A 22,508-nucleotide genomic window follows, 5' to 3' on the forward strand; every position below is an offset into this window, starting at 1 on the left:
GGAAAACTCGGAGCACAGAAGATATCACTCTTGCTCTACGCGATGATCTTTTTTTTACCTACAACGGAAATCTTGATTTCCTGATTTGATAGTTATTGAATTTCTGGAAGTTATCCGAAGCGCATTGAGAAGATGAATGTAGTTGGGGGAGCCTCAATGTTCCATCAGTGCGCCATCGGCGGTAATCAGCGCAGACCTGATTCGCTTGTCGGAAAAGACTGACATGAGCGCGCTGCGGTAACGGGCCAGCTGCGCGGCATAATCGGCGCGTTCGCTGTCGAGCAGGCGACGCTTGTAATCGAGCACCCAGACTTCGTCATCGAACATGACCACGCGGTCGAGCCGCATCACCCCCGCAGGCGCGACGATCTCCATCTCATTGCGTGCCCAGTGATGCAACGCCGGATTGAAGAAGCGCTCCAGCTGCGGCTGCGCCAGCACCACGCGCGCCTGCGCATGCACCACCTGTGCCATCTGCGCAGAGATGCCCAGCCAGCGCACCAGCGCGGACGGCGACGGCAGCTGCAGCGGCCATGCACTGCCATGCGTGAGCCGCTCCAGCAGCGCATGCAGGGCCACGCCTTCATCGATGGCCTCGGTGCTGACCAGCGTGCCATCGGCATCGACCTCGGGCAGCGCCTCTTCATCGTCCTGCGCTGCGCCAAACAGCGACATCGGCACCGGTTCGGGATCGAACAGCGCCAGCGAGAATTGCTCCTCGATGGCGGCGGCATCGGCGCCGTGAACGGCCTCCCCGCTGATCTCGCGCACCGGCGCATCGCTGGCGAAAAGACGCTGGTACCAGCTGCCTTCCACCACGCCACCTTCGCCCGCACCGCGCGTGCCGGCCACGCCTGAGACCAGCAGCAACTGCTTGGCGCGCGTGACGGCAACGTAGAGCAGATTCCAGTCTTCCTGTGTCTTCAGGCTTTCCTCTTCCTCAAACAGCGGGGCGCGCGCAGCGCCGCGCTCGCTGCGTCGGCCGAAGGCAGAGAAGTGGGTCGGTGCATCCCGGTCTTGCGGCCAGGCGCAGAGGATGCCGAGATTGTCTTCCATCCCGTCACTGTGATTGGCGTCGAGAATGGCCACCACCGGCGCTTCCAGCCCCTTGGCGCTGTGCACCGTGAGAATGCGCACCGCATCGGCGCTGGCGTCGACGCTGGCCTCGTCGGGCGCATCACCGCCCGAGCTGCGCTGCAGGAGCCGCAAGGCATCGATGAACTTGGGCAGGCTGGGATAGCGTCCGGCATCCATGTTCAGCGACAACTCGACGAAGGCCGCGATATTGCCCAGCGTCTGGTTGCGCGTGAGCGGCGAGGCATGCTGCGCATAGCGCGCCACCAGTTCGCCCTGATGCAGGATCATGTCCAGCAGGTCATGCACCGGCAGGTGCGGCGCTGCCTGCAGCCAGCGCCGCAGCAGGGTCACGGCGCGCACCAGGGCGGCCGGAGCCGCGCCTTCATCCTGCATCTCCTGCAGATGCTGCCACCAGTGGCCACCCTCGGAATGCGCCACCCGGCGGGCGATCTGCACCAGCTCATCGTCAGCGGCCCCGATGATCGGGCTCTTGAGAACATGGGCCAGCGCCCGCGTATCGTTGGGGGTGATGAGGAAGGTCAGCAGCGCAATCAGGTCGGCGATCTCCAGCGATTCGAGCAGGCCGCCGCGCTTGTCGGAAATGAAGGGAATCCCGGCGGCGCGCAAGGCGCTCTCATAGGCGGCCAGGTGCGTACGCTTGCGCACCAGCAGCATGATGTCGCCCCAGCGCATCGGCCGAGTACCCCGGCCGTCGGCCACCGGCACTTCGCGACAGGCTTTGAGCAAGGCCTGCGCCAGCGCCTGTCCTTCCAGCAGGCGGCGGGCATCGTCTTGCTCACCGCGTGGCGTGGTCAGCGGATTGCGCCAGGGGATGATGTCTTCAGCGTTTTCCGTGGCCTCGTGGGAAGCCGATTCGTCGGCGGTTTCAGGCGCATTGACGTTTTCTGCATCATCGTCCTGACGCGCCAGCGGAAGCCGCCACACCTCGCCCCCGGCAAGGCCCAGCGTGGTCTGCTGCGCAAACAGCGGATTGCCACCCATGACGAATGAACGATTCAGTACATCGACCACGGCCGAGGCATTGCGGCGCGTCTGGTTGGCGCGCAGGATGGCTGCGCCCTGCGCCCCCAGCATCTCGCGCGCGGCGACGAACACGCGCGGTTCGGCACGGCGGAAGCGGTAGATGGACTGCTTGGGATCGCCCACCACGAACACGCTGGGCTGAGCCGCATCATCGCCATAGGCATCCAGCCAGCTGCGCACGATGCACCATTGCAGCGGATTGGTATCCTGGAATTCATCCAGCAGGATGTGCTTGTAGCGCGCATCCAGCCGGGTCTGCAGATAGGCCGCGCTGGCCTCGTTGCGCAGCAGGCGGTAGGCCTGCCATTCGAGGTCGGCAAAGTCCAGCGCGCGCTGTTCGGACTTCACTTCCTGGTAGCAGGCCAGGTAGGCGCGGCCTGCCGTGAAGAGGGCGCGGTTGAGTTGCAGTACGGCCTTTTCCTTGCTGCGTCCCTGCAACTTGCACAGTTCGTTGCCAACTGCATTGAACTCCTCTTCAAAGGCCGTCAGCGCAGCCTCCTCGCCGGTGCCGAAGTGCTGCGCCAGTGCGGCCAGCAGGGACTTGGCCTTGCCGTTCTTGCGCGGCTTGTCCTTGTCGTCGACGAACTGGTTGCAGAGCGCATCGAAGTTGTCCAGCGCGGCACCCGCCGTCAAGGCCGATTCGATGGCCACCGCACGGTCCTTGTTGGGCTTGCCGCCCTGCCCCAGCAGGAGGGCGATCTGGCTGGCGCGCGCTACCAGCGCGGGATCATCCCACAGCGACAGGCGCGCATCACGCTGCGCATCGTCGCCGCACAGGGCTTCCAGCCAGCGCAGGGGGGCAGGTATCGCAGCGCCGTCCTCCCCCTCTTCACCGTCGTCCTGGGTAGCGGCCCACCATTCGGCACGCTTGTCGATGAAGGCATCGAGCAACTGGCGTGCATTGAAATCGCCGGCCAGTTCATAGAGTTCCAGCAACGCCGCCTTGATGGGGGCGCCCTCGGGATCGCGCAACTGCTGCATGAAGCGACGGTAGGCTTCGTCCAGCAGTTCGCCATTCTTTTCGGTCAGGGTATAGCCGTGGGGCACCCCCGAGGCCAAAGGTGCAATCTGCAACAAACGCGCGAACCAGCTGTGGAAGGTGTCGATGGACAGGCTCTGTTCTGAGGCGAGGATGCGCTCGTAGAGTCCACGCGCGATCGGCAGCAGCCGCGGCAGATCGGGTTCGGCCACGCCGCGCTCGCGCAACAGGGTAGCGGCCTGCGTGTCATCGGCCAGGGCCAGTTCATGGAGCAGTTCGAGCAGGCGCTCGCGCATTTCCTGGGCGGCCTTGCGGGTGAAGGTGATGGCCAGCAGTTCCGGCGCCTGCGCACCGGAGAGCAGCAAGCGCAACATGCGCGCCACCAGCAGCCAGGTCTTGCCGCTGCCGGCGCAGGCTTCCACCACGACCGAATGGCGCGGATCGCAGGCTGCGCGCGTGAAGACGGCAGCCTCCACCGCCTGACCATTGACCTCGTAGGCGGCGGCTTGCTTGTCGGCGGCGCTCACAGCCACGCTCCCTTGCGGCACAGGCCACGCATCTCGCAATACTGGCAGACCGATTCGATGCCGTTGGCCGGCAGGGCTGCGCCGTGGGCGACGGCGTGCATGGTGGTGGTGATCTGTTGCTGGAGCATCTTCTGTTGGCGTACGAAATCAGGGGCGGCGGCATCGCCGGTTTTCTTGTCGGGGCCGAGTTCAAGGGCGACGTAGTGTGCGTGTTCCACTCTGCCACCGGCGAGCAGGCCGTAGAAGGCCAGCTGATGGTCGTCCTCTTCCTTGACCTTCTGCCGGAGCTGGCCGACGGGACGGGTCTTGTAGTCGAGCACGGCGCGCTCGCCATCGGCATTGCGATCCACACGGTCGAGGCGCCCGACCAATTCGATACCGCCGTCTTCCCACTGCAGGGCGTGTGATTGCGCTTCTTCACCGAAGGCAAAATGCCAGCCCTCGGCTTCGCGCTCATTGGCCCACAGGAGATAGGCCGGCATCACCTTCTGCCAGCGCGCATGGAAGGCCAGCGCCGCCGGATGGCGTTGCATCTCGCGCTGAAACACCTCCTCGGAAAACTGCGCCAGCAGCGGCGCGCGGGCTGGCAGCGGGGTGGCGTTATCGCGCAGGTGGGCGTGATAACGATAAAGAATTTCGTGCAGCCAGCTGCCGTAGTCGCGCTTCTCGGGCATGTCCGACAACTCATCCATCACCGCCACGCGCAGCATGCGTTGCGCGAAGAATTGATAGGGGCACGCCAGAAAACTGCCGAAGCCGCTGGCCGACAAGGACGTCGGCAACAGATCCGGTGCGCTCGGCATGGGCATGGATGAGACTACGGCACGCAATGGCTTCACCGGTGGCGGCAGCGTCACGCGTTCCAGTGCCGCGGCACCCTGCTGCGCCAGCTTCAGTTCGAGGCGCTGGATCCACGGGCTGACCGGATTGGGTTCGCCCTCCTGATGAGTCTGCCAGCACAGCACCACCTCCGGATTCACGCACAGCAATTCGGTGAGATCGCGCAATTGCTGACGCTGGCGCGTGGCCCGCGTGGCCAAGTTCAGCTCGCGCCGTACGGCATTGGAGAAGAACAGGGTTTCCTGCGGAGGTGAAGGTAAATGCGCGGCATCGGCACCGATCACCAGTACCGCCTCGAAACGCCGCAGCCGCGCGCCGTTCAGCGGCAGCATCACGACGCGCCGGTCCTTGATCGGCGGCATGAAGGAAGTGGCATCCAGGCGCAGGTTGAGCAGCGCGCGCCATTCGGCGAAGCTGAACGTATCGCTCAGGCCACCTTGCTCGGCGGCGATCTCGTCGAGCATCAGCAGGCATTGCTCCCCCGCGCCATCGGCGCGCAGCGCGGCGTCCATGCCCAGCGCCTGGCACAGGCCGCGTTGCGTCTCGCACCATTGCGCCAGCGTCTTGCGACCACCGAAGCGCGCGGCCTGCCTGGCCAGCGTCATGATGCAGGCCAGCTCATCCTCACGCCCTGTCTCGGCGAAGGCCGATTGCAGCGCCTGCCAGTCACCGGCGATATTGGTACGGCGCAGGCGCGCCTCGATGCGCATGACGCGGTCGGTGCGGTCGGCATCGTCGGGGAAGACGAAGGGCGATTTCAGCAAGTCCAGCAGTGCATTGGTTTCGCCCCGGGCCGAGACCAGGTCGTTCCAGGCCGCCAGGGCGGCAGCGGCGCGGGTGGTGGAGAGTTTCCAGCCGGTCTCGTCGGCCACGGACACTTCGGCGCGCTCCAGCAGGGCGCGCAGGCGACGTGCGGTGACGCGATCCTGGGCCACGATGGCGATGTCGGTCTTGCCCTGCTGCAGCCAGCGCAACACGATCTGTGCGCTTTGCACGGCGGCGTTCTCCAGGTCCGCGGCGGGGCACAGTCGCGGTAGCGCGATGGACGGAGCAGTGGCCACGGCGGGCGCGCCGGGCTCCGGCGCGATGGTGTCATCGTCCTGCACCAGTTCTTCCCAGGCCGACAGATACAAGGGATGCCGTGGTGCGATGGCTGCGCGACGCCAGTCCAGCGTGACGATGCGCACCGGCTGGCGCTGCGCATAGGCTGCGAGGAAGGCCGCATCCAGCGGCTCCGGCTCGGTCGGGCTGACCCATACCAGTGGCAGGCTGGCCTGCTCGGCCAGGGCCAGCATCGCGTCGAAGCGCTGCACGATGCGGTCCTGGGCATCGAGCTGGGTCTTCCAGACCTGCCACACCAGCGCCGCTTCATCGGAGAGCATGCCGTGCGCCGAAGGCGCCAGCGGTTCCAGCAATTGCGCCAAGGCCTGGGTCCAGCGGCCCACGGCGGCATCTTCGCCATCGGCATTGGCGCGGATCTCCGGCAGCAATGCCAGGGTCAGCTCATCGGACAGGGACAGCAGCGTATGCGCCAGCGGCAGCAGATCGGCGTTGCGACGGGCGGAAAACATTTTCTTGAGCCAGCCATGCTCGCGCAATTGCGCGTAGAGCTGCATGAGTCGCTCGCTCTCGGAGGGCGGCGTACGCTCGCCCGGCGGCTGCATCGCCAACAGGCCCGAGAGCGTATTGATGCGCGGGGCGATATAGGGACGACGTAGTTCGCGGGCCAGGGCCGCCTTGAAATTCTGGGCGTGGGAAAACGCCGGCACCATCAACTGCACGCCCGAGAAATCCAGCGTTCCGGCTGTCTGGGCCTGCAACGCCTGGCCCAGCGGCTGGCCCTCGCGCAGCAGCGCACGCACGGCCTGTTGCCAGAAATCGGGAGTGGGCGGGATCGGTACGGTAGCAAGCAGCATGCGTTCTCTGTTCTCTGTTCTCTGGATTCGGTGAGGGCTGGTGAGGATAGCGCGGACGCCCTGCCAAGGCGCCACGAGAGGTGGCACAAGAGCAGGGATGGCCAGCACGGCCATTGTATTTTTCTCTTGCTCCAACAGATTTTTTCAATCGCCCGCGCGCAGCCGCTGTTGCGCATTGTATGCCAGCCAGCCCCGGAGCGGCCCTTGCGCCGGGCTCGGTGCCTGCGGGCAAAGCCGCGCCGGTACTCGGTTGGCGCCGAAGCAGTCGCAATGAGGACGGGTGACAACAAGCCCTGGCCTGCGCGTCTACACTTTCCCTGAAAATGGGTTATGATTGCCCCTGTACCCCGCCGCTTACCTCTGCCGCGCTTCAATTACAACTTGAATCGGCGCGCAACGACTCCACGTAGACCTAGCAACTCCGGAAGCGTTGATGGCTCACGCCAGGCCTGATGGTATGTGTCCACGGCGCTGATTGACTAATTACACCACTGCCTCATCTCGAGGAAATGCCATGAGCGAACATATCAAACATATTACTGACGCCTCCTTCGAAGCCGATGTGCTGAAGTCCGACAAGCCCGTGCTGGTTGATTTCTGGGCCGAATGGTGCGGTCCCTGCAAGGCCATCGCCCCGATCCTGGAAGAAGTCGCCAAGGAATACGACGGCAAGCTGCAGATCGCCAAGCTGGACGTGGATTCCAACCAGGCCATCCCGGCCAAGTTCGGCATTCGCGGCATCCCGACCCTGATCCTGTTCAAGAACGGCGCAGCCGCTGCCCAGAAGGTCGGCGCACTGGCCAAGGGTCAGCTGGTCTCGTTCATCGACAGCAACATCTGATTCTGATGTAACATCCGACGGCGGCGCGCTCGCGCTGCCGTCCGCCCGGCACAGGACGCCAGGCTTTATCCTAGATCCACACCACGCAATTCCCTCCCCCACCTTTACTTATCCCGTCCCGGGACACTCATATGCACTTATCAGAACTAAAAGCGATGCACGTCTCTGCCTTGCTGGAAATGGCCATCAGCCTGGACATCGAGAATGCTGCGCGCCTGCGCAAACAGGAGCTGATGTTTGCCATCCTGAAGAAGCGCGCAAAATCAGGAGAACAGATTTTTGGCGATGGCGCCCTCGAAGTGTTGCCTGACGGCTTCGGCTTCCTGCGCTCGCCCGACGCCAGCTACATGGCGTCCACCGACGACATCTACATCTCGCCTTCGCAGATCCGCCGTTTCAATCTGCACACCGGCGACTCCATCGAAGGTGAAGTGCGCACGCCCAAGGATGGCGAGCGCTATTTCGCCCTGGTCAAGGTCGACAAGGTCAACGGCGAACCGCCGGAAGCCTCCAAGCACCGCATCCTGTTTGAAAACCTCACGCCCCTGCACCCCAACAAGCTCTTGCAGCTGGAGCGCGACATGCGCGGCGAGGAAAACATCACCGGCCGCATCATCGACCTGATCGCCCCGGTCGGCCGCGGCCAGCGCGGCCTGCTGGTGGCCTCGCCCAAGTCGGGCAAGTCGGTGATGCTGCAACACATCGCCCACGCCATCACCACCAATCATCCGGACACCGTGATGATCGTGCTGTTGATCGACGAACGTCCGGAAGAAGTGACCGAAATGCAGCGCTCGGTGCGCGGCGAAGTGGTCGCCTCCACCTTCGACGAACCGGCCACGCGTCACGTGCAGGTCGCCGAAATGGTGCTGGAAAAGGCCAAGCGCCTGGTGGAAATGAAGAAGGACGTGGTCATCCTGCTGGACTCGATCACCCGTCTGGCACGCGCCTACAACACCGTGATCCCGGCCTCCGGCAAGGTGCTCACCGGCGGTGTGGATGCCAACGCGCTGCAACGCCCGAAGCGTTTCTTCGGCGCGGCCCGTAACGTCGAAGAAGGCGGCTCGCTGACCATCATCGCCACCGCCCTGATCGAAACCGGTTCGCGCATGGATGACGTGATCTACGAAGAATTCAAGGGCACCGGCAACATGGAAGTGCACCTGGAGCGTCGCCTGGCCGAGAAGCGTGTCTACCCCGCCATCAACCTCTCCAAGTCCGGTACCCGCCGCGAAGAGCTGTTGATCAAGCCGGACCAGCTGCAAAAGATCTGGGTGCTGCGCAAGCTCATGTACGACATGGATGAAATCGAGGCGATGGAATTCATCCTCGACAAGATGAAGTCCACCAAGAACAACGCCGAGTTCTTCGACATGATGCGCCGGGGCAACTAAGTTCATCAAAGCAACTAAGTCCCTGGCAGGTTCGGAAAACGGCATGTCCCTCACCGGACATGCCGTTTTTCATTGCCCGATGGGAAACAAGCGGGGCGCGTTTTCATCTGAAATACCACGCCGCACCGGCCCGAGCGCTTGCCCGCCTTGACCCAAGCCCCTGATTCCACTGTATAATTTCGGACTTTTCCAAACCGGCAAGTGATCATCAATCGGGTCAAGAAGCAGGGCGACCGACGAAGTGGCGATTGGCTACCAAACTACTCTTGAGGCAATCATGAAAGAAGGCATCCACCCGGATTACCGCGAAGTCCTGTTCCACGACATGTCGAACGACTTCAAGTTCATCACCCGCTCGACCATCGGCACCCGCGAAACCGCCGAGTTCGAAGGCAAGCAATATCCCCTGGTGAAGATCGAAGTGTCCTCCGAATCGCACCCGTTCTACACCGGCAAGCACAAGATCGTCGACACCGCTGGCCGCGTCGAGAAGTTCCGCCAGAAGTTCGGTTCCGTCGGTTCGAAGACTGCAGTCTCGAAGGCGTAATCTGTACTTCCCTCAAAAAAGGCAGCTCCGGCTGCCTTTTTTGTTTGGATCTTCCGTGGTGCCCAGGCCGCGCCTGCACCACGATGTAGCAGACAGAAACAACTTTTTACCGGGTTTTCCTGCACAATAGGGCCTGCTAAAAAAACACCAGCCGCCGAACACAACGGCGACCGCGCGGCCCAGGCCCTCCGGCCAGCGCATCACCCAACACGCAGCACAGAACAAGAGCAACAAGATCTTGATGAAGCCAGTCCGTCTTCCCGCCGCCGCGACCAATGCGCTTCCGCGCATGGTCCTGCTTGCGCTTGCCCTCCTCTACATCCTGCCCGGCCTGATCGGCCGCGATCCGTGGAAGAACGAGGACGCCACCAGCTTCGGCATCATGTGGACCATGGCCCACGGCACGCTGACCGACTGGCTCACCCCCAACGTGGCCGGCCTGCCGCTGCCGGCCGAAAGCCCGCTAGCCTACTGGTTTGGTGCAATCTGCATCAAACTCTTCGGCTGGCTGCTGGGCGACCCGCTGGCCGCACGCATCTCGGTGGTGGGCTGCTTCCTGGTCGGCTCCATGTCGATCTGGTACACCACCTACCTGCTGGGTCGCCGCGCCGAAGCACAGCCCTTGAAGCTGGCCTTCGGCGGCCAGCCCGAGCCCAAGGACTTCGGCCGTACCCTGGCCGATGGCGCCTTCCTGATCTATCTCGGTTTCCTCGGCCTGCTGCTGCACAGCCACGAGACCAGTCCCAAGACCCTGCAGATCGCGCTGGTGGCCTATGCCATGTTCGGCGCGGCGCGTGTGTTCGATGCCGGCAAGTGGCGTCACGGCATGTGGCTGGGCCTGGCGCTGGGCATGCTGGTGCTGACCTATGGCTGGCTGCTGCCGGCTGGGGTGCTCATCGCGCTGGTGCTGCTGGCGCTCCTGCGCAAGGACGGCCGCGCCATGAGCCGCTTGCTGTTGCTGGCACTGCCGCTGGCCCTGCTCATCAGCGCGGCATGGGTGGTGGCCTTGCAGCACCTTATCCCGGCCGAAGCGGCCAGCCAGTTCGAACTGTGGATGAGCTGGAACATCTACCAGCTCAATCGTCCGACGCTGTCCACCCTGGCCTTCCTCGGCAAGTACGGCGTCTGGTTCGCCTGGCCCGCCTGGCCTTTCGCCGGCTGGGCGCTGTACGCCTGGCGACGTCAGCTGGGTTCGCTGCACATCGCCTTGCCATTGGCCTTCCTGATCCCCATCACGCTGCTGGTGCTCATCAACGTGCATCGTGAAGAAGGCATGCTGCTGCCGCTGCTGCCGGCACTGGCGATCCTGGCCGCCTTCGGCCTGCCGACCATGAAGCGCGGCGCCATCAATGCGGTGGACTGGTTCTCGGTGATGACGCTGACCACCTCGGCCGCCTTCATCTGGATCGGCTGGATCGCCAAGGAAACCGGCTGGCCGGCGCAGATCGCCCGCAATGCCTACAAGCTGGCCCCCGGCTTCAAACCCGGCTTCACCTGGATTTCCCTGGCCATAGCCGTGGCCGCCACTATCGCCTGGATCGTCGTGGTGCACTGGCGCATCTCGCGCCGTCCTTCGGTACTGTGGCGCGCGGTCGTGCTGTCCTCGGGCGGCGTGATCCTGTGCTGGGTACTGCTGATGACGCTGTGGCTGCCCTGGGTCAACTATGGCAAGAGCTATGCAGGCGTGGCCGAACAGATCGAATCGAAACTGGGCTCGGTCAAGCAATGCGTACAGACCAATGTCGGTCCGGCCCAGCGCGCTTCCTTCGCCTACTTCGGCAACGTGCGCTTTGCCGACGAGCGCGACCAGAGCTGCGACTACCTGCTGCTGCAGGATGACATCAGCAACCAGGATGCCTCGCTCATGCTGCGCCAGTACCCTGGCAACTGGCGCATGCTCTGGGAAGGCCGCCGGCCCTCCGACCGCGACGAGCGCTTCCGCCTGTATCGCCGCGCCGGTCGCTGATCGGGGACCATCGCCGCGTGACCACTGAACTGCCCGCCCTCTCCTCCCGCCATCACGTCGGCCGCATCGCGCGGCTGGCCTGGCCACTGCTGATCGGGCAGCTGGCCATCATCGCCAATGGCGTCATCGATACCGCCATGGTCTCGCGCTTTTCGGCCCTGGACCTGGGCGCGCTGGCACTGGGCGTGTCGATCTACGTGAGCGTCTTCGTCGGCCTGTCGGGCGTATTGCAGGCGCTGCAGCCCACCATCGGCCAGCTCTTCGGCGCCGGTCGCACGGGCGAGATCGGCCACGAGGTCAAGCAGGGCCTGTGGCTGGCCGTACTGCTGTCCATCGTGGGCTCCCTGATCCTGATGTTCTCGCCGCTCTTCCTGGCGCTGGCCAAGGCTTCGCCGGAACTGGTGGAAAAGGCCACGCTGTACCTGCGCATCGAAGCGCTGGCGCTGCCGGCCACGCTGTTCTTCCGCGTCTATTCCTCGCTCAATACGGCACTGGCCCGGCCCAAGATGGTGATGGCCCTGCAACTGGGCGGACTGCTGCTGAAGCTCCCGCTCAATGCCCTGCTCATCTTCGGCGGCCTGGGACTGCCGGCCTTCGGCGGCCCAGGCTGCGCCATCGCCACCACCCTCATCGCCTGGCTGATGATGATCGCGGCCTGGATGCTGGTCGCCCGCCTGCCCCTGTATCGTCCGCTCAAGCTGTTTGGCAGCGGTTTCGTCGCGCCCTCCTGGAAAAGCCAGCGCACCCTGCTGCGACTGGGCATTCCGATCGGCATGTCCTATTTCATCGAGGTCACCGCCTTCACCTTGATGGCGGTGTTCATCGCGCGCCTCGGTGCAGTACCGGTGGCCGGACATCAGATCACGGCCAATGTCGGCACGGTGCTCTACATGCTGCCGCTGTCCATTGCCAGCGCCACCGGCACGCTGGTGGCGCAAGCCATCGGCGGCGGCAACATGCCTGAGGCCAGAAAGATCGGCCGTGCCGGCATACGCCTGGCGGTGTCGCTGTCGGTGGTCATCGGCGTGATCGTCTGGTTCCTGCGGGGGCATATCATTCGCGCCTATACGCCGGACCCGGTCATCGTCAGTGCAGCACTGCCGCTGTTCCTCTACATCGCCTTCTACCAGCTGTTCGACTCCATGCAGGTGACCACGGCCTTCGTGCTGCGTGCCTACAAGGTGGCGGTGGTGCCCACCGTCATCTACGCGGTCACGCTGTGGGGGGTGGGTCTGGGCGGCGGTTATCTGCTGGGACTCGATCCGCTGGGCGTGACACCGTCGGCCCTGCGCGGTCCGGCCGGATTCTGGCTGGCCAACAGTGTCAGTCTCGGCCTGGTGGGTGCAGGACTGCTGGCCTATCTGCGGGTCATACAGCGCCGCGCGCAACGCGGCGAACTCAGCGTTTGATCACGCTGCCGGCCGCAAACAGATCGTCATTGCTGGCATTGACCAGTCCGGGCACGCTCAAGGGCTCATCCGGTCGCCCCAGCAGGAAGCCCTGCACCTGATCACAATGCAGCAGCTGCAGTTCGCGCAACTGCCCTTCGGTCTCCACCCCTTCGGCCACCACTTCCATCTGCAGGGCATGTGCCAGCGCGATGATGGCGGCCACGATGGCGCGTCCGGAGTGGTCCTCCAGGTCCAGGCGCGAGGTAAAGAAACGGTCGATCTTGACCTGCCGGCAGTGGAACTGCGCCAGATAGGCCAGGCTGGAATAGCCGGTGCCGAAGTCATCGATGGCAATGTCGAAGCCCAGTGACTGCAGCTCGCGCACCACCCGCGTGGTGCGCTCCACATCCTTCATGGCGGCCGTTTCCGTGATCTCGAACATGAGCCGCTGCGGCGCGATGCCGGCTGCGCTGACCACCTCGACGATGCTGTCCACCAGATCGCTGCGCATCTGCAGCGGCGACAGGTTCATGGCCACCTTGACCGGCTTCATCCCGGCCGCATCCCAGCAGGCGATCTGCCTGCACACCGCCTGCAGCACCCAGTCGCCGATGCTGAGGATCTGGCCCGAACGCTCGGCGATGGGAATGAATTCGGACGGCGCCATCTCGCCCAGTTCAGGATGATGCCAGCGCAGCAGGGCTTCCAGCCCGGTCAGTTCCTTGCCGGCGCCACGATATTTGGGCTGGAAATGCAGGCGGAACTGCTGGCCGTCGATGGCCTGCTGCAGTGCCTGCCGCACCTGCAGATGGCGCATGGCACTGGCGTGCATGGCTGGTTCGAAGAAGCGATAGGTATTGCGACCGCTCTGCTTGGCCTCGTACATGGCGGCGTCAGCGTTCTTCATCAGGGTATCGACCGACTCCCCACTGTTGGGATAGACGGCAATGCCGATGCTGGAGGTCACGCGCAGGGTCGCGTCCTCGATCTGGAAATCCTGGCGCAATACGGCCAGGATGTTTTCCGACAATTGCTCCACCACCTCGGGCGTGGAGAGATTGCTCATCACCACCACGAACTCGTCGCCACCAATGCGCGCCACCATGTCCTCGCCCCGGATGCAGGCGCGGATACGTTGCGCCACGGCCACCAGCAGGCCATCCCCGACGGCATGGCCGAGCGAATCGTTGATGGCCTTGAAGCCATCGAGATCCATGAACAGCACCGCGAACGGCCTGCCATTGCGGCGCGCCACCTCTACCGCATGCTGGATGCGGTCCGCCAGCAAAGCCCGGTTGGGCAGGCCGGTGAGTACATCATGGGTGGCAAAGTGCAGCAGCTTGTCATTGGTGCGACCGACGATCTTCTTCAAGACCTGGTTGCGCTGCACGCCGCTGACCACCAGCGCCAGCGCCATGGCCAGGAAGGCCAGGAACACCAGGCCATTGACCAGATGCTCACGCGTGATGCCTTCTCCGGCCAGGCTCTGCGTCTGCGGGTCGATGCGCAGTGCACGCAGCCCGGCCACCGCCGCCGACACCACTCCGGCACCCACCAGCAGGGCGGCCAGCACGCGACGAGCCTGCTGCGAGTTGAGTGAACCGGTCATGGGCTTGCGTCCGTTGCTGGCCGAAAAGAGCGTGACGATGAACACCGCCAGCACCTCCGATACCACCAGCGCCAGGATCAGCAGGTGCGTGTCGTACAGCACGGGCGGCACCAGCGTCATGGAACGCAGCGCAATGTGGAAGGCGGCATTGAAGGCTGCGCCGATGGCCAGCCCGCCGATCACCAGCCGGGTGGAATGGGGGCGCCGCATGCCCGTCAGGTGCATCAGGTAAAAGGCGCTGGCCAGGCACAGCAACAGGGCCAGCACCACCATGCGCGCATCGAAACCAATGCGCACGGGGGTGTCCAGCGAGGCCACGGTCAGCAGCATGGCGCCCCACACGCCCATGCCGAACACGACCGCCCCTACCGAGAGCCATAGCCGGCGGCGCTGGGCTTCCTGCAGCACGATGCGCTCGGAGACCTCCAAGGCCGCATAGGACGACAGGCTGGCGACCAGCAAGGCGAAGGCCAACAGCAGGAAATGAAAGGAAGCTGACATCGTCGGACCTGGCTCGGGTGCGCACCTTCCACGCGGGCGATCGCTGGGAGCCCGCAGGACAGCACGCCTGCTCGGTATCGCGGCCGTTCCGTCCCGGCGCACCCACGCTGCCGACATGGCGTAGCGGGCTGCAGGACGTCAGTCGATCGCCGTGGCATCTCCACGGGTCGCCGCGTTCCATCCCGCAATGGGGCTGGCCGCATCGCGTGCGGCAGGAAACCATGCCACTGACGCGACGCCACAGGCGTCATTGCGGGAACATCAAAAAGTTACGTAACAAAAACGTACCACAAGGATGCTGCTGACTTCTTTGATTTGTTCGATTAGTTGCAACCAGCTTGCTGCTCGTGTGACTGTCCGGAAAGTTTTCGGACCTTGCTGCCCCCCAAAAAGGATGGGCCGAATTATCTAACAAAATTCCATCCCCGTGGAATGGGAAAGATATCGGCTATTCATTCACCGGATGCCCGGTTCCCCTTTTCTCTGTCCCGCTATTCTAGCGCGCTTCGGGCGCGAAATGCCGCGCCGCGCCAGATCGTAAAGCCCGCATCGCGTACCACGGCGCGTGTCTCGCGGCGGACACAAACCTTAAAAATTTGCGCCCGCCCGATGCACACGCAAGACATCTGGACCGACAATGCAGACATCACAAGACCGGCATCGTCCCTCCTGCGTCAAGCATGCGATGCACCCGGCCGACCCTGCAACGCACTCTCCACGACGTACTTGCAGTGGCCTGATGACCTGACATCTGTGCACGGCGCACCGTGCCAAATGCGACTGCACACTGCACCAAAGATCGCTGTGGAGACTTGCACATGGACGCTTTCCCATCGGCCGGAAATGCTTGCCGGAACTGCTTCGGCGGGGTGGCGTGCGGCCCGTTGCCGGAGCGATGGCGCAGGCGTTCAAGGCAGTGAGTATAAATCACGTTTGCGGCGTAACTCACCTCGGAAGCAAACGTACCCCGGAAAGCGCTACCTCAAAGTACCTTCGAAATCATGGAAACCGCCAATCAAAAATTCGCCAAGCGCCTGCGCGCAGCGATGGAAAAAGCTGGATACGAACCCAAGCCCGCCGTTCTGGAAAGGGAATTCAATCTGCGTTACTGGGGCAAGCCAATGACCCTGCATGGGGTACGCCGCTGGCTGCTGGGGGAGTCAATGCCCAAGCAGGACAAGCTGGAAACCCTGGCCGAGTGGCTCATTGTCACGCCACAGCATCTGCGCTTCGGCGAAGAACTCAGCAAGCGCATCGACAAGCGTCGCGCCCGCTGGGAAGAAGCCATCGGCTACCGCGAACGCGAAGCCTTCGAGGCGTTCATCAATCTGCCCGCGCCGCAGCGCAAGATCGTCAAGGAAGTGATCTTCGCCTTCTCCCAGCTTGCTATCCAGGCGGCCGAGAAGATCATTCCGGCCGCCAAGACCACCCCGCGTCGTCGATCACGCACCTGAAGACGATCTCACGCTTTCACGCTCGTGCGTAGCGTCGGCTGCATGATTTCCTGACGTTTTCTCCCAGTTTCCCACCTCTCCGAATCACGATCCCGCCCCCCCCTGGGATCCTGCTTCTTCGCGTTGTTTTCTTATCGCCGGCCTGTGCAGGATCGGTCCCAAGCCACTGCGCTTGCGCGCGCATCCTGTGAACGTGTCAGCTTCCCGCCTCACGGGATTCTCTGTGGCACATCGTTCACGCGGCAGGCAGGTTGCCTCCCACGCGCGCGGCCACGTCGACACAGTGATCGACCTGCTCGGCGATGGCCTGCGGGACCGGACGGCGGTCTTCCAGCACCTCCATGATCCAGGCTGCGGTCGCAGCGGCGTCCTGTCCATCGGGCAGATCCGGCAGCTCCTCGGCCACGCTCTGTTTCTCCACCAGCACCGTGCGCATGCCGCGACTGAACCAGTCGATGCGCTGGGCCCGCCGCGCATTGGCCACGGTCTCGCCTTCGGTACCGCGCATCAGGAAGGCATCGCCGCGATCATGCGGGGCGGCATGACTGAAGTAGTCGGTCAGCATCTCCAGATATTCCGGATGGGTGTACGACGTCAGACGCAATGCGGGCTGCGCGAACGGCTGCATGATCTTGACCAGTGTGTGGGTGGAATTGCGTACCCCCAGGATGCGACGCAGGTCCAGCAGGCGGGCCACCGCGGGCGCCAGGGCAGCGATCGGGATGAAGGCCGGCAGCCTGGCGGCCATGCGGGCTTCGGCCTCGGCCGCCGACGCCGCATGAGGCACGCCCAGGGCGGTAAAGATCTCGGCGCTGGTCACGCGCTGCGGGTCCTGCGTGACCCCGTGCATGAGCACCGGCACGCCGCGACGCACCAGCAGCAGGCACAGCAACGGGGTCAGGTTGGCCATCTTGCGCGAGCCGTTGTAGCTGGGCAGCACCACCGGTGCATAGGGCCCTGCCGGCGCACGCAAGGGTGTGAAAGAAGCCTCGGCGGCGGCCAGGAAGCCGGCGATCTCGTCGACCGACTCGCCCTTGATGCGCATGGACAAGAGGATGCCGCCGAGTTCGAGATCGCTGACGCGCCCCTCGAGCATGGCGGCGTACAGCAATTGCGCATCCTCGCGCGAGAGACTGCGGGCACCGTCCTTGCCGCGTCCGATTTCCTTGATGAAACGGGCGGCGGCGAAGGGGGGCGCTGACGGCAGCGCAGTGCCGGAGGCAGGCTCGACGGCCGCAGCCGGAGCAGGAATGTGGGCATCGTTTGACATGGGCGAAGGGTACACCAAAAGCGCCGGATGCCCCAGCTGCAGCGCTCGTGCGGCGGCTTTCCTTTACAATAGCGCCTTTGCCGCACGGTCCTCCTGCGCTGGTGCGGCGGCTTCATTGAGTGCATCCCATGTTAGTTCTCGGCGTCGAATCTTCCTGTGACGAAACCGGCCTCGCTCTGTACGACACCGAGCGCGGTCTGCTGGCGCATGCCCTGCATTCGCAGATTGCCATGCACCAGGAATACGGCGGTGTCGTCCCCGAGCTGGCCTCGCGCGACCACATCCGCCGCGCCATTCCGCTGCTCACGCAAACTCTGGCCGATGCCGGAGTGCCCGCCACTGACATAGATGCCATCGCCTACACCCAGGGGCCGGGTCTGGCCGGGGCGCTGCTGGTGGGTGCGTCGGTGGCCTGCGCGCTGGGCCTGGCGCTGGACAAGCCAGTGCTGGGCATCCATCACCTGGAGGGTCATCTGCTCTCGCCCCTGCTGGCGAGCAAGCCGCCGCGCTTTCCCTTCATCGCCTTGCTGGTCTCGGGCGGGCATACGCAGTTGATGCGCGTGGATGGCGTGGGGCGTTATGAACTTCTGGGTGAAACTCTGGATGACGCGGCTGGCGAAGCCTTCGACAAGTCGGCCAAGCTGCTGGGACTGGGCTATCCGGGCGGGCCGGCGATTTCGCGCCTGGCCGAGTTCGGCGATCCGAATGCTTATCAATTGCCGCGTCCGATGCTGCACTCCAAGAATCTCGATTTCAGTTTCTCGGGCTTGAAGACGGCGGTACTCACCGTGGTCAAGCAGCACAGCGCAAACATCTGCGAACAGGACAAGGCCAACATCGCGCGCGGTTTCGTCGATGCCATCGTGGACGTGCTGGTGGCCAAGTGCATGACGGCCCTGAAACAGACCAACCTGAAGCGTCTGGTCATCGCCGGCGGCGTGGGTGCCAATGCGCAGCTGCGCGCGGCCCTCGATGCGGCGGCGGCCAAGCGGCGTTATGAAGTCTTCTACCCGGAACTGCAATTCTGCACCGACAACGGTGCCATGATCGCCTTCGCCGGTGCCATGCGCCTGCGTGAGGAGCCGGGTGCGGCGCGCAAGGAATACGGTTTTGGCGTACGCCCGCGCTGGCCGCTGGATGAGTTGCGGCCGCCGCAGCGACAGGAAGACACCACTACTGCCTGAATCACGTAAATTATTTAAACGATATAAGCAAAAAGGGCCGCAATGCAAATTGCGGCCCTTCTTTCCAATCCAATCGGCAGGCTTGCCTGGCCTTGCCTGGCCTTACTTGGCAGCCTTCTTCTTGTCGCCAATGCGGCTTTCCTTGCCCGCCAGCAGGTTGCCGATGTTCTTGCGATGGCGATAGATCAGCAGGGCCGCCATGGCCACCACGGCCAGCAGAATGCCATCGGTAGTACCGAACAACAGGCCGTAGTAGAACGGCGCAAACAGCGCTGCCACCAGCGCCGCCAGCGACGAATAGCGGAAGGCGAAGGCCACCGCCAGCCAGGTCGCCAGCGTCGCCAGGCCCAGCCACGGATCCAGCGCCAGCAGGATGCCCAGTGCGGTCGCCACGCCCTTGCCGCCGACAAAGCGGAAGAACACCGGCCACAGATGGCCCAGGAAGACGGCCAGAGTCACCAGCGCAATGCCGGTATCGTCCACGCCAAACTGCGGACCGAACTTCTGTGCCAGCCACACTGCCAGCCAACCCTTGAAACCGTCACCCAGCAGGGTCAGCGCAGCCGCCTTCTTGTTGCCGCTGCGCAGAACATTGGTCGCGCCCGGATTCTTCGAACCATAGGTGCGCGGGTCGGACAGGCCAAACAGCTTGGAGACCAGCACCGCAAAGGACAGCGAACCGATCAGGTAGGCCGCGAGGGCAAAGAGGATGTTGTACATGAGGAGGGGCTTTCTGTTGTCTCTGTCATTCGGGGGTGGCGGGCAGGTCGCACAGGCTCAGGCTGCGTCGGCCAGTGCACACTGCACCGCCTTGGCCGGCAGCACCTTCAGGATCACGGCCGGATCGATGCCGACCAGAAATCCCCGGCGTCCGCCGTTGATGTAGATCTTGTCGAGTTCGAGGATGGTCGACTCCACATAAACCGGCATGGTCTTGCGCGTGCCGAAGGGCGAGGTGCCGCCGATCAGGAAACCCGAGTGGCGGTTGGCCACTTCCGGCTTGCACGGCTCGACCGACTTGCAGCCAATCTGGCGCGCCAGGTTCTTGGTGGAGACCTTGCAGTCGCCGTGCATGAGCACCAGCAGCGGCTTGGCGGCCTCGTCCTGCATCACCAGGGTCTTGATGACCGCATGCTCGTCCACGCCCAGTTCGCGCGAGGACACCGAGGTGCCGCCGTGCTCCTCGTAATCGTAGGGATGCTCGGTGAAGACCACGCCCTGCTTGCGCAGGAATTGCGTGGCGGGGGTTTCGGAGATGTGTTCTTTCTTGGCGCTCATCGGTGTCTTCCTGACGGCAGGCTGACCGGCGCACAGGCCGGTTGGGCCGTCATGGGCGCACATTATGCCGCAAGATCAGCCGCGGGGGTGATGTGCGGCATGCAGTTGCTTCAAGCGTTCGCGCGCTACATGCGTGTAGATCTGGGTGGTCGAGATGTCGGCATGGCCCAGCAGCAGCTGCACCACGCGCAGGTCGGCGCCATGGTTGAGCAGGTGCGTGGCAAAGGCATGGCGCAAGGTGTGCGGCGACAGACGGACGGTGATGCCGGCCTGGAGCGCGTATTTCTTGATGAGCGTCCAGAACATCTGGCGCGTCATCGGCCCGCCGCGGGCGGTGACGAAGAGCGCATCATCGATCTGCCCCTGCAGGATCTGGCTGCGCGCCTCGGCCAGATAACGCGCCATCCACGCTCCCGCTTCCTCACCGAACGGCACCAGGCGCGTCTTGCTGCCCTTGCCGGTCACGCGCAAGACGCCCTCATTCATGCCGACCTCGATGCTCTTCAAGCTCACCAGTTCCGACACCCGCAAACCGCTGGCATACATCAGTTCGATCATGGCGCGATCGCGCAGACCCAGCGGCGTGGAGACATCGGGCGCTGCCAGCAGCGCCTCCACCTGAGCTTCGGACATGGTCTTGGGCAGGCGCTGCGGCTGGCGTGCCGAGCGCAGCTTCAGGCAAGGATCGGCGGCCACATGGTGCTGCCGCAAGGCCAGCTGGAAAAAGCGCTTCAGGACAGCGAGGCGGCGATTGGACGAGCTGGGCTTGGTGGCATCATGGCGCGCGGCGAAGTAGGCGTTGAGGTCTTCGGCCTGCGTGTCGTAGAGCGCCTTGGCGCGCTCCTGATAGAGCCAGTGGGCGTACAGGGTCATGTCGCGGCGGTAGGCTTCCAGCGTGTTCTTGGACAGGCCATCTTCCAGCCACAGGGTGTCGCAGAATTCGTCGATGGCCTCGCGGCTCACGGACGGGGCTTCGATCTTTGGTGTGGTGCGTCCCATGCCCGTGCGTCAGTATCCGGTCACGCCTTCGTGGCGCAGCAGCCAGCGCTTGACCTCCAGGTGGAAGCCATCTTCGTCGTCATGATGCGAGAAACCGCCCAGGCCACCTGCGGCCGTCACGCGATGACAGGGAATCACCAGCGGATACCAGTTGGCGCCACAGGCCTGCCCTACCGCGCGCGGTGCGGACTGGATACGCCTGGCAAGCTGCCCATAGGTCAGTACCTGACCGCAGGGGATCTCGGCAATGGCTTGCCAGACACGCTGCTGGAACGCACTGCCGACGGTCTGCAGCGGCAATGCGAAACGATAGCCAGGATCGGCCAGATAATGCGTGATCTGCTGCACCGCCTGCGCGGCCACGGCATCGCTGGCGTCCTGCTCGGCGTAGTGCGGCGGCAGATACACCATCTCCACCAGCGCTCCCGCCCGGGTGCGGATACCCATGCCGCCGAAGGGGGTGTGCACCACGGCAGAGAACAGAGCGGTCAACGGGGAGTCGGCAGGGGTCATCGGAAAACCGGGCAATCGCGGCAAGGGCCTGGGGCGCCTATTGTAAGCAATTCAGGCACGGGCTTGATACCATCGGGCAAAACTTCCTGGAGACCGCATGACCGCTACCCCCTTGCACACCGCCCCCGACCACCTGGTCGTGACCGCATCCACGCTGGAGGCCGGCATGGCCTGGGTGGAGCAGCGCCTGGGCGTTTCCATGGCGCCGCGCATCGGCGGACAGCATGTGCGGCTGGGTACGCACAATGCCCTGCTGTCGCTGGGCGAAGGGTTCTATCTGGAAGTGATCGCCATCGATCCGCAAGCGCAAACGCCGGACCGCCCACGCTGGTTCGGCATGGATGACTTGCCCGCCGATGCCGCACCGCGTCTGGCGCACTGGGTGGCGCGCACCAGCGATATCGCCGCCGCGGTAGCTGCCAGTCCCATCGCACCCGGTGTCATCGAACCCATGCAGCGGGGCACACTGGACTGGCTCATCACCATTGCCGCCGATGGTGCCCCGGCCTGCGCGGGCGTGATGCCCTCCCTGATCCAGTGGCTCAGCGCAGCGCACCCGGCCAGCGCCCTGCCCGAGCGCGGATGCCGCTTGCAGCAACTGGTCCTGGAACATCCCGCCGCGCAGCAATTGCAGGTGGCCTGGCAGAGCATCGGACTGGCCGATGCACGTATCGTCTTGAAGCAAGCAAAGCACGCCAGCCTGCGTGCTGTGGTGTCCACGCCACAGGGAGCGCGCATATTGGACTGATGCGCCGTCGCCCGATGCAAAAAATATAAACCGTATAAACGATTTATACGACCCATCACGACCACGCCACACCAAGAAAAAAGGCGCATCCGTGGATGCGCCTTCAAAATACTCCTGATGCATTCCCGACCGTTTGAACGGTTTCAATCGAATGCACGTCTCCTCAGTTTCCCGGTATCGATACCGTTTGTTATGCACCACCCGCTTTGTATTCGGTGCTGCCTCGCTGCGCCCGTTCCGATGTGTCGGAGGGGTCACCGGTGAGGCAAGTACATCAACAACTCACTAGAAAAACTTGTTTGCAAAAACTCGATTGCCGGGACGGCAAACACCATCTGCCGATTCAGCAAAGCCCGCACTTTAGCAGCACTTCGTGCCGTTTCAAAGCACTTTTTCAGGGCAAAACCAACATACTTTTCAGCAACTTGAC

General features: G+C 63.9%; 16 protein-coding genes. 8 read left to right on the forward strand and 8 right to left on the reverse strand.

The genetic code is table 11. The features are described from left to right. Positions 1-153 precede the first annotated feature (153 nt). Together HWE01_RS10530 and HWE01_RS10535 are read right to left on the reverse strand one after the other, a co-directional pair. Positions 154-3,627, reverse strand: coding sequence for a UvrD-helicase domain-containing protein (locus tag HWE01_RS10530; RefSeq protein ID WP_241821794.1), 3,474 nt, complete (start codon positions 3,625-3,627; stop codon positions 154-156). Next, on the reverse strand, positions 3,624-6,383 hold the full coding sequence (locus HWE01_RS10535) for a PD-(D/E)XK nuclease family protein (protein WP_008325787.1): 2,760 nt from the start codon (positions 6,381-6,383) through the stop codon (positions 3,624-3,626). Before HWE01_RS10535 ends, HWE01_RS10530 begins: the two co-directional genes overlap by 4 nt. A 514-nt stretch (positions 6,384-6,897) precedes the next feature. On the opposite strand from HWE01_RS10535, the gene trxA reads away from it, so the two are divergent. From trxA to HWE01_RS10560, 5 genes are all read left to right on the forward strand, one after another. Further along, positions 6,898-7,224 (forward strand): thioredoxin TrxA, encoded by a 327-nt coding sequence (trxA, locus tag HWE01_RS10540; RefSeq protein ID WP_006462943.1) that lies wholly within the window; start codon positions 6,898-6,900, stop codon positions 7,222-7,224. Between the two features lie 131 nt (positions 7,225-7,355). Then, on the forward strand, positions 7,356-8,618 hold the full coding sequence (gene rho, locus HWE01_RS10545; RefSeq protein WP_008325783.1) for a transcription termination factor Rho: 1,263 nt from the start codon (positions 7,356-7,358) through the stop codon (positions 8,616-8,618). Between the two features lie 277 nt (positions 8,619-8,895). Then, complete coding sequence (locus HWE01_RS10550; protein WP_008325780.1) at positions 8,896-9,165, forward strand: type B 50S ribosomal protein L31; 270 nt, start codon at positions 8,896-8,898, stop codon at positions 9,163-9,165. A 241-nt stretch (positions 9,166-9,406) separates the two neighbouring features. After that, complete coding sequence (locus tag HWE01_RS10555) at positions 9,407-11,131, forward strand: ArnT family glycosyltransferase (RefSeq protein ID WP_034349695.1); 1,725 nt, start codon at positions 9,407-9,409, stop codon at positions 11,129-11,131. A gap of 17 nt (positions 11,132-11,148) precedes the next feature. Then, positions 11,149-12,540: an MATE family efflux transporter gene (locus HWE01_RS10560; protein ID WP_008325776.1), complete on the forward strand. Its 1,392-nt coding sequence runs from the start codon at positions 11,149-11,151 to the stop codon at positions 12,538-12,540. Here HWE01_RS10560 and HWE01_RS10565 read toward each other — a convergent pair. Next, positions 12,530-14,632: a putative bifunctional diguanylate cyclase/phosphodiesterase gene (locus HWE01_RS10565; RefSeq protein ID WP_241821795.1), complete on the reverse strand. Its 2,103-nt coding sequence runs from the start codon at positions 14,630-14,632 to the stop codon at positions 12,530-12,532. The genes HWE01_RS10560 and HWE01_RS10565 overlap by 11 nt on opposite strands. A 1,001-nt stretch (positions 14,633-15,633) precedes the next feature. Between HWE01_RS10565 and HWE01_RS10570 the strand changes: the two genes are divergently transcribed. Then, positions 15,634-16,086 carry a hypothetical protein gene (locus tag HWE01_RS10570; RefSeq protein WP_008325773.1) on the forward strand — a complete coding sequence of 151 codons (453 nt, stop codon included), beginning with the start codon at positions 15,634-15,636 and terminating at the stop codon, positions 16,084-16,086. A 235-nt stretch (positions 16,087-16,321) separates the two neighbouring features. Here the strand turns inward: HWE01_RS10570 and ybiB are convergent, their stop codons facing one another. After that, positions 16,322-17,356 carry a DNA-binding protein YbiB gene (gene ybiB, locus HWE01_RS10575; protein ID WP_008325772.1) on the reverse strand — a complete coding sequence of 345 codons (1,035 nt, stop codon included), beginning with the start codon at positions 17,354-17,356 and terminating at the stop codon, positions 16,322-16,324. A 128-nt stretch (positions 17,357-17,484) separates the two neighbouring features. On the opposite strand from ybiB, the gene tsaD reads away from it, so the two are divergent. Next, positions 17,485-18,540, forward strand: coding sequence for a tRNA (adenosine(37)-N6)-threonylcarbamoyltransferase complex transferase subunit TsaD (tsaD, locus tag HWE01_RS10580; RefSeq protein ID WP_008325771.1), 1,056 nt, complete (start codon positions 17,485-17,487; stop codon positions 18,538-18,540). A gap of 102 nt (positions 18,541-18,642) precedes the next feature. Here the strand turns inward: tsaD and plsY are convergent, their stop codons facing one another. The 4 genes from plsY to HWE01_RS10600 form a co-directional block, all read right to left on the reverse strand. After that, positions 18,643-19,260, reverse strand: a complete 618-nt coding sequence (gene plsY / locus HWE01_RS10585; protein ID WP_008325770.1) for a glycerol-3-phosphate 1-O-acyltransferase PlsY — start codon at positions 19,258-19,260, stop codon at positions 18,643-18,645. Between the two features lie 57 nt (positions 19,261-19,317). Beyond that, a complete protein-coding gene (locus tag HWE01_RS10590) occupies positions 19,318-19,818 on the reverse strand; it encodes an aminoacyl-tRNA deacylase (RefSeq protein WP_175342694.1) in 501 nt (166 codons plus the stop codon). 75 nt (positions 19,819-19,893) lie between these two features. Continuing rightward, positions 19,894-20,817, reverse strand: coding sequence for a site-specific tyrosine recombinase XerD (gene xerD / locus HWE01_RS10595; protein WP_175342693.1), 924 nt, complete (start codon positions 20,815-20,817; stop codon positions 19,894-19,896). A gap of 9 nt (positions 20,818-20,826) precedes the next feature. Further along, entirely contained in the window at positions 20,827-21,330 is a 504-nt protein-coding gene (locus HWE01_RS10600) for a methylated-DNA--[protein]-cysteine S-methyltransferase (RefSeq protein ID WP_034349693.1), read from the reverse strand. 97 nt (positions 21,331-21,427) lie between these two features. Here HWE01_RS10600 and HWE01_RS10605 point away from each other — a divergent pair, with 97 nt between their 5' ends. Continuing rightward, entirely contained in the window at positions 21,428-22,078 is a 651-nt protein-coding gene (locus HWE01_RS10605; RefSeq protein ID WP_241821796.1) for a VOC family protein, read from the forward strand. The last annotated feature ends 430 nt before the right edge of the window (positions 22,079-22,508 follow it).

It is taken from the genome of Herbaspirillum sp. C7C8 (assembly GCF_022627875.1).
GTDB lineage: Bacteria > Pseudomonadota > Gammaproteobacteria > Burkholderiales > Burkholderiaceae_D > Herbaspirillum.

Excerpts from the sequence above, each read along its gene's own strand:
- ybiB (WP_008325772.1), bottom strand. The coding sequence starts at position 17,356 with ATGTCAAACGATGCCCACATTCCTGCTCCGGCTGCGGCCGTCGAGCCT.
- trxA (WP_006462943.1), top strand. The coding sequence starts at position 6,898 with ATGAGCGAACATATCAAACATATTACTGACGCCTCCTTCGAAGCCGAT.
- HWE01_RS10535 (WP_008325787.1), bottom strand. The coding sequence starts at position 6,383 with ATGCTGCTTGCTACCGTACCGATCCCGCCCACTCCCGATTTCTGGCAA.
- HWE01_RS10565 (WP_241821795.1), bottom strand. The coding sequence starts at position 14,632 with ATGTCAGCTTCCTTTCATTTCCTGCTGTTGGCCTTCGCCTTGCTGGTC.
- plsY (WP_008325770.1), bottom strand. The coding sequence starts at position 19,260 with ATGTACAACATCCTCTTTGCCCTCGCGGCCTACCTGATCGGTTCGCTG.
- rho (WP_008325783.1), top strand. The coding sequence starts at position 7,356 with ATGCACTTATCAGAACTAAAAGCGATGCACGTCTCTGCCTTGCTGGAA.
- HWE01_RS10600 (WP_034349693.1), bottom strand. The coding sequence starts at position 21,330 with ATGACCCCTGCCGACTCCCCGTTGACCGCTCTGTTCTCTGCCGTGGTG.
- HWE01_RS10570 (WP_008325773.1), top strand. The coding sequence starts at position 15,634 with ATGGAAACCGCCAATCAAAAATTCGCCAAGCGCCTGCGCGCAGCGATG.
- HWE01_RS10555 (WP_034349695.1), top strand. The coding sequence starts at position 9,407 with ATGAAGCCAGTCCGTCTTCCCGCCGCCGCGACCAATGCGCTTCCGCGC.
- HWE01_RS10605 (WP_241821796.1), top strand. The coding sequence starts at position 21,428 with ATGACCGCTACCCCCTTGCACACCGCCCCCGACCACCTGGTCGTGACC.
- xerD (WP_175342693.1), bottom strand. The coding sequence starts at position 20,817 with ATGGGACGCACCACACCAAAGATCGAAGCCCCGTCCGTGAGCCGCGAG.
- HWE01_RS10590 (WP_175342694.1), bottom strand. The coding sequence starts at position 19,818 with ATGAGCGCCAAGAAAGAACACATCTCCGAAACCCCCGCCACGCAATTC.
- HWE01_RS10550 (WP_008325780.1), top strand. The coding sequence starts at position 8,896 with ATGAAAGAAGGCATCCACCCGGATTACCGCGAAGTCCTGTTCCACGAC.
- tsaD (WP_008325771.1), top strand. The coding sequence starts at position 17,485 with ATGTTAGTTCTCGGCGTCGAATCTTCCTGTGACGAAACCGGCCTCGCT.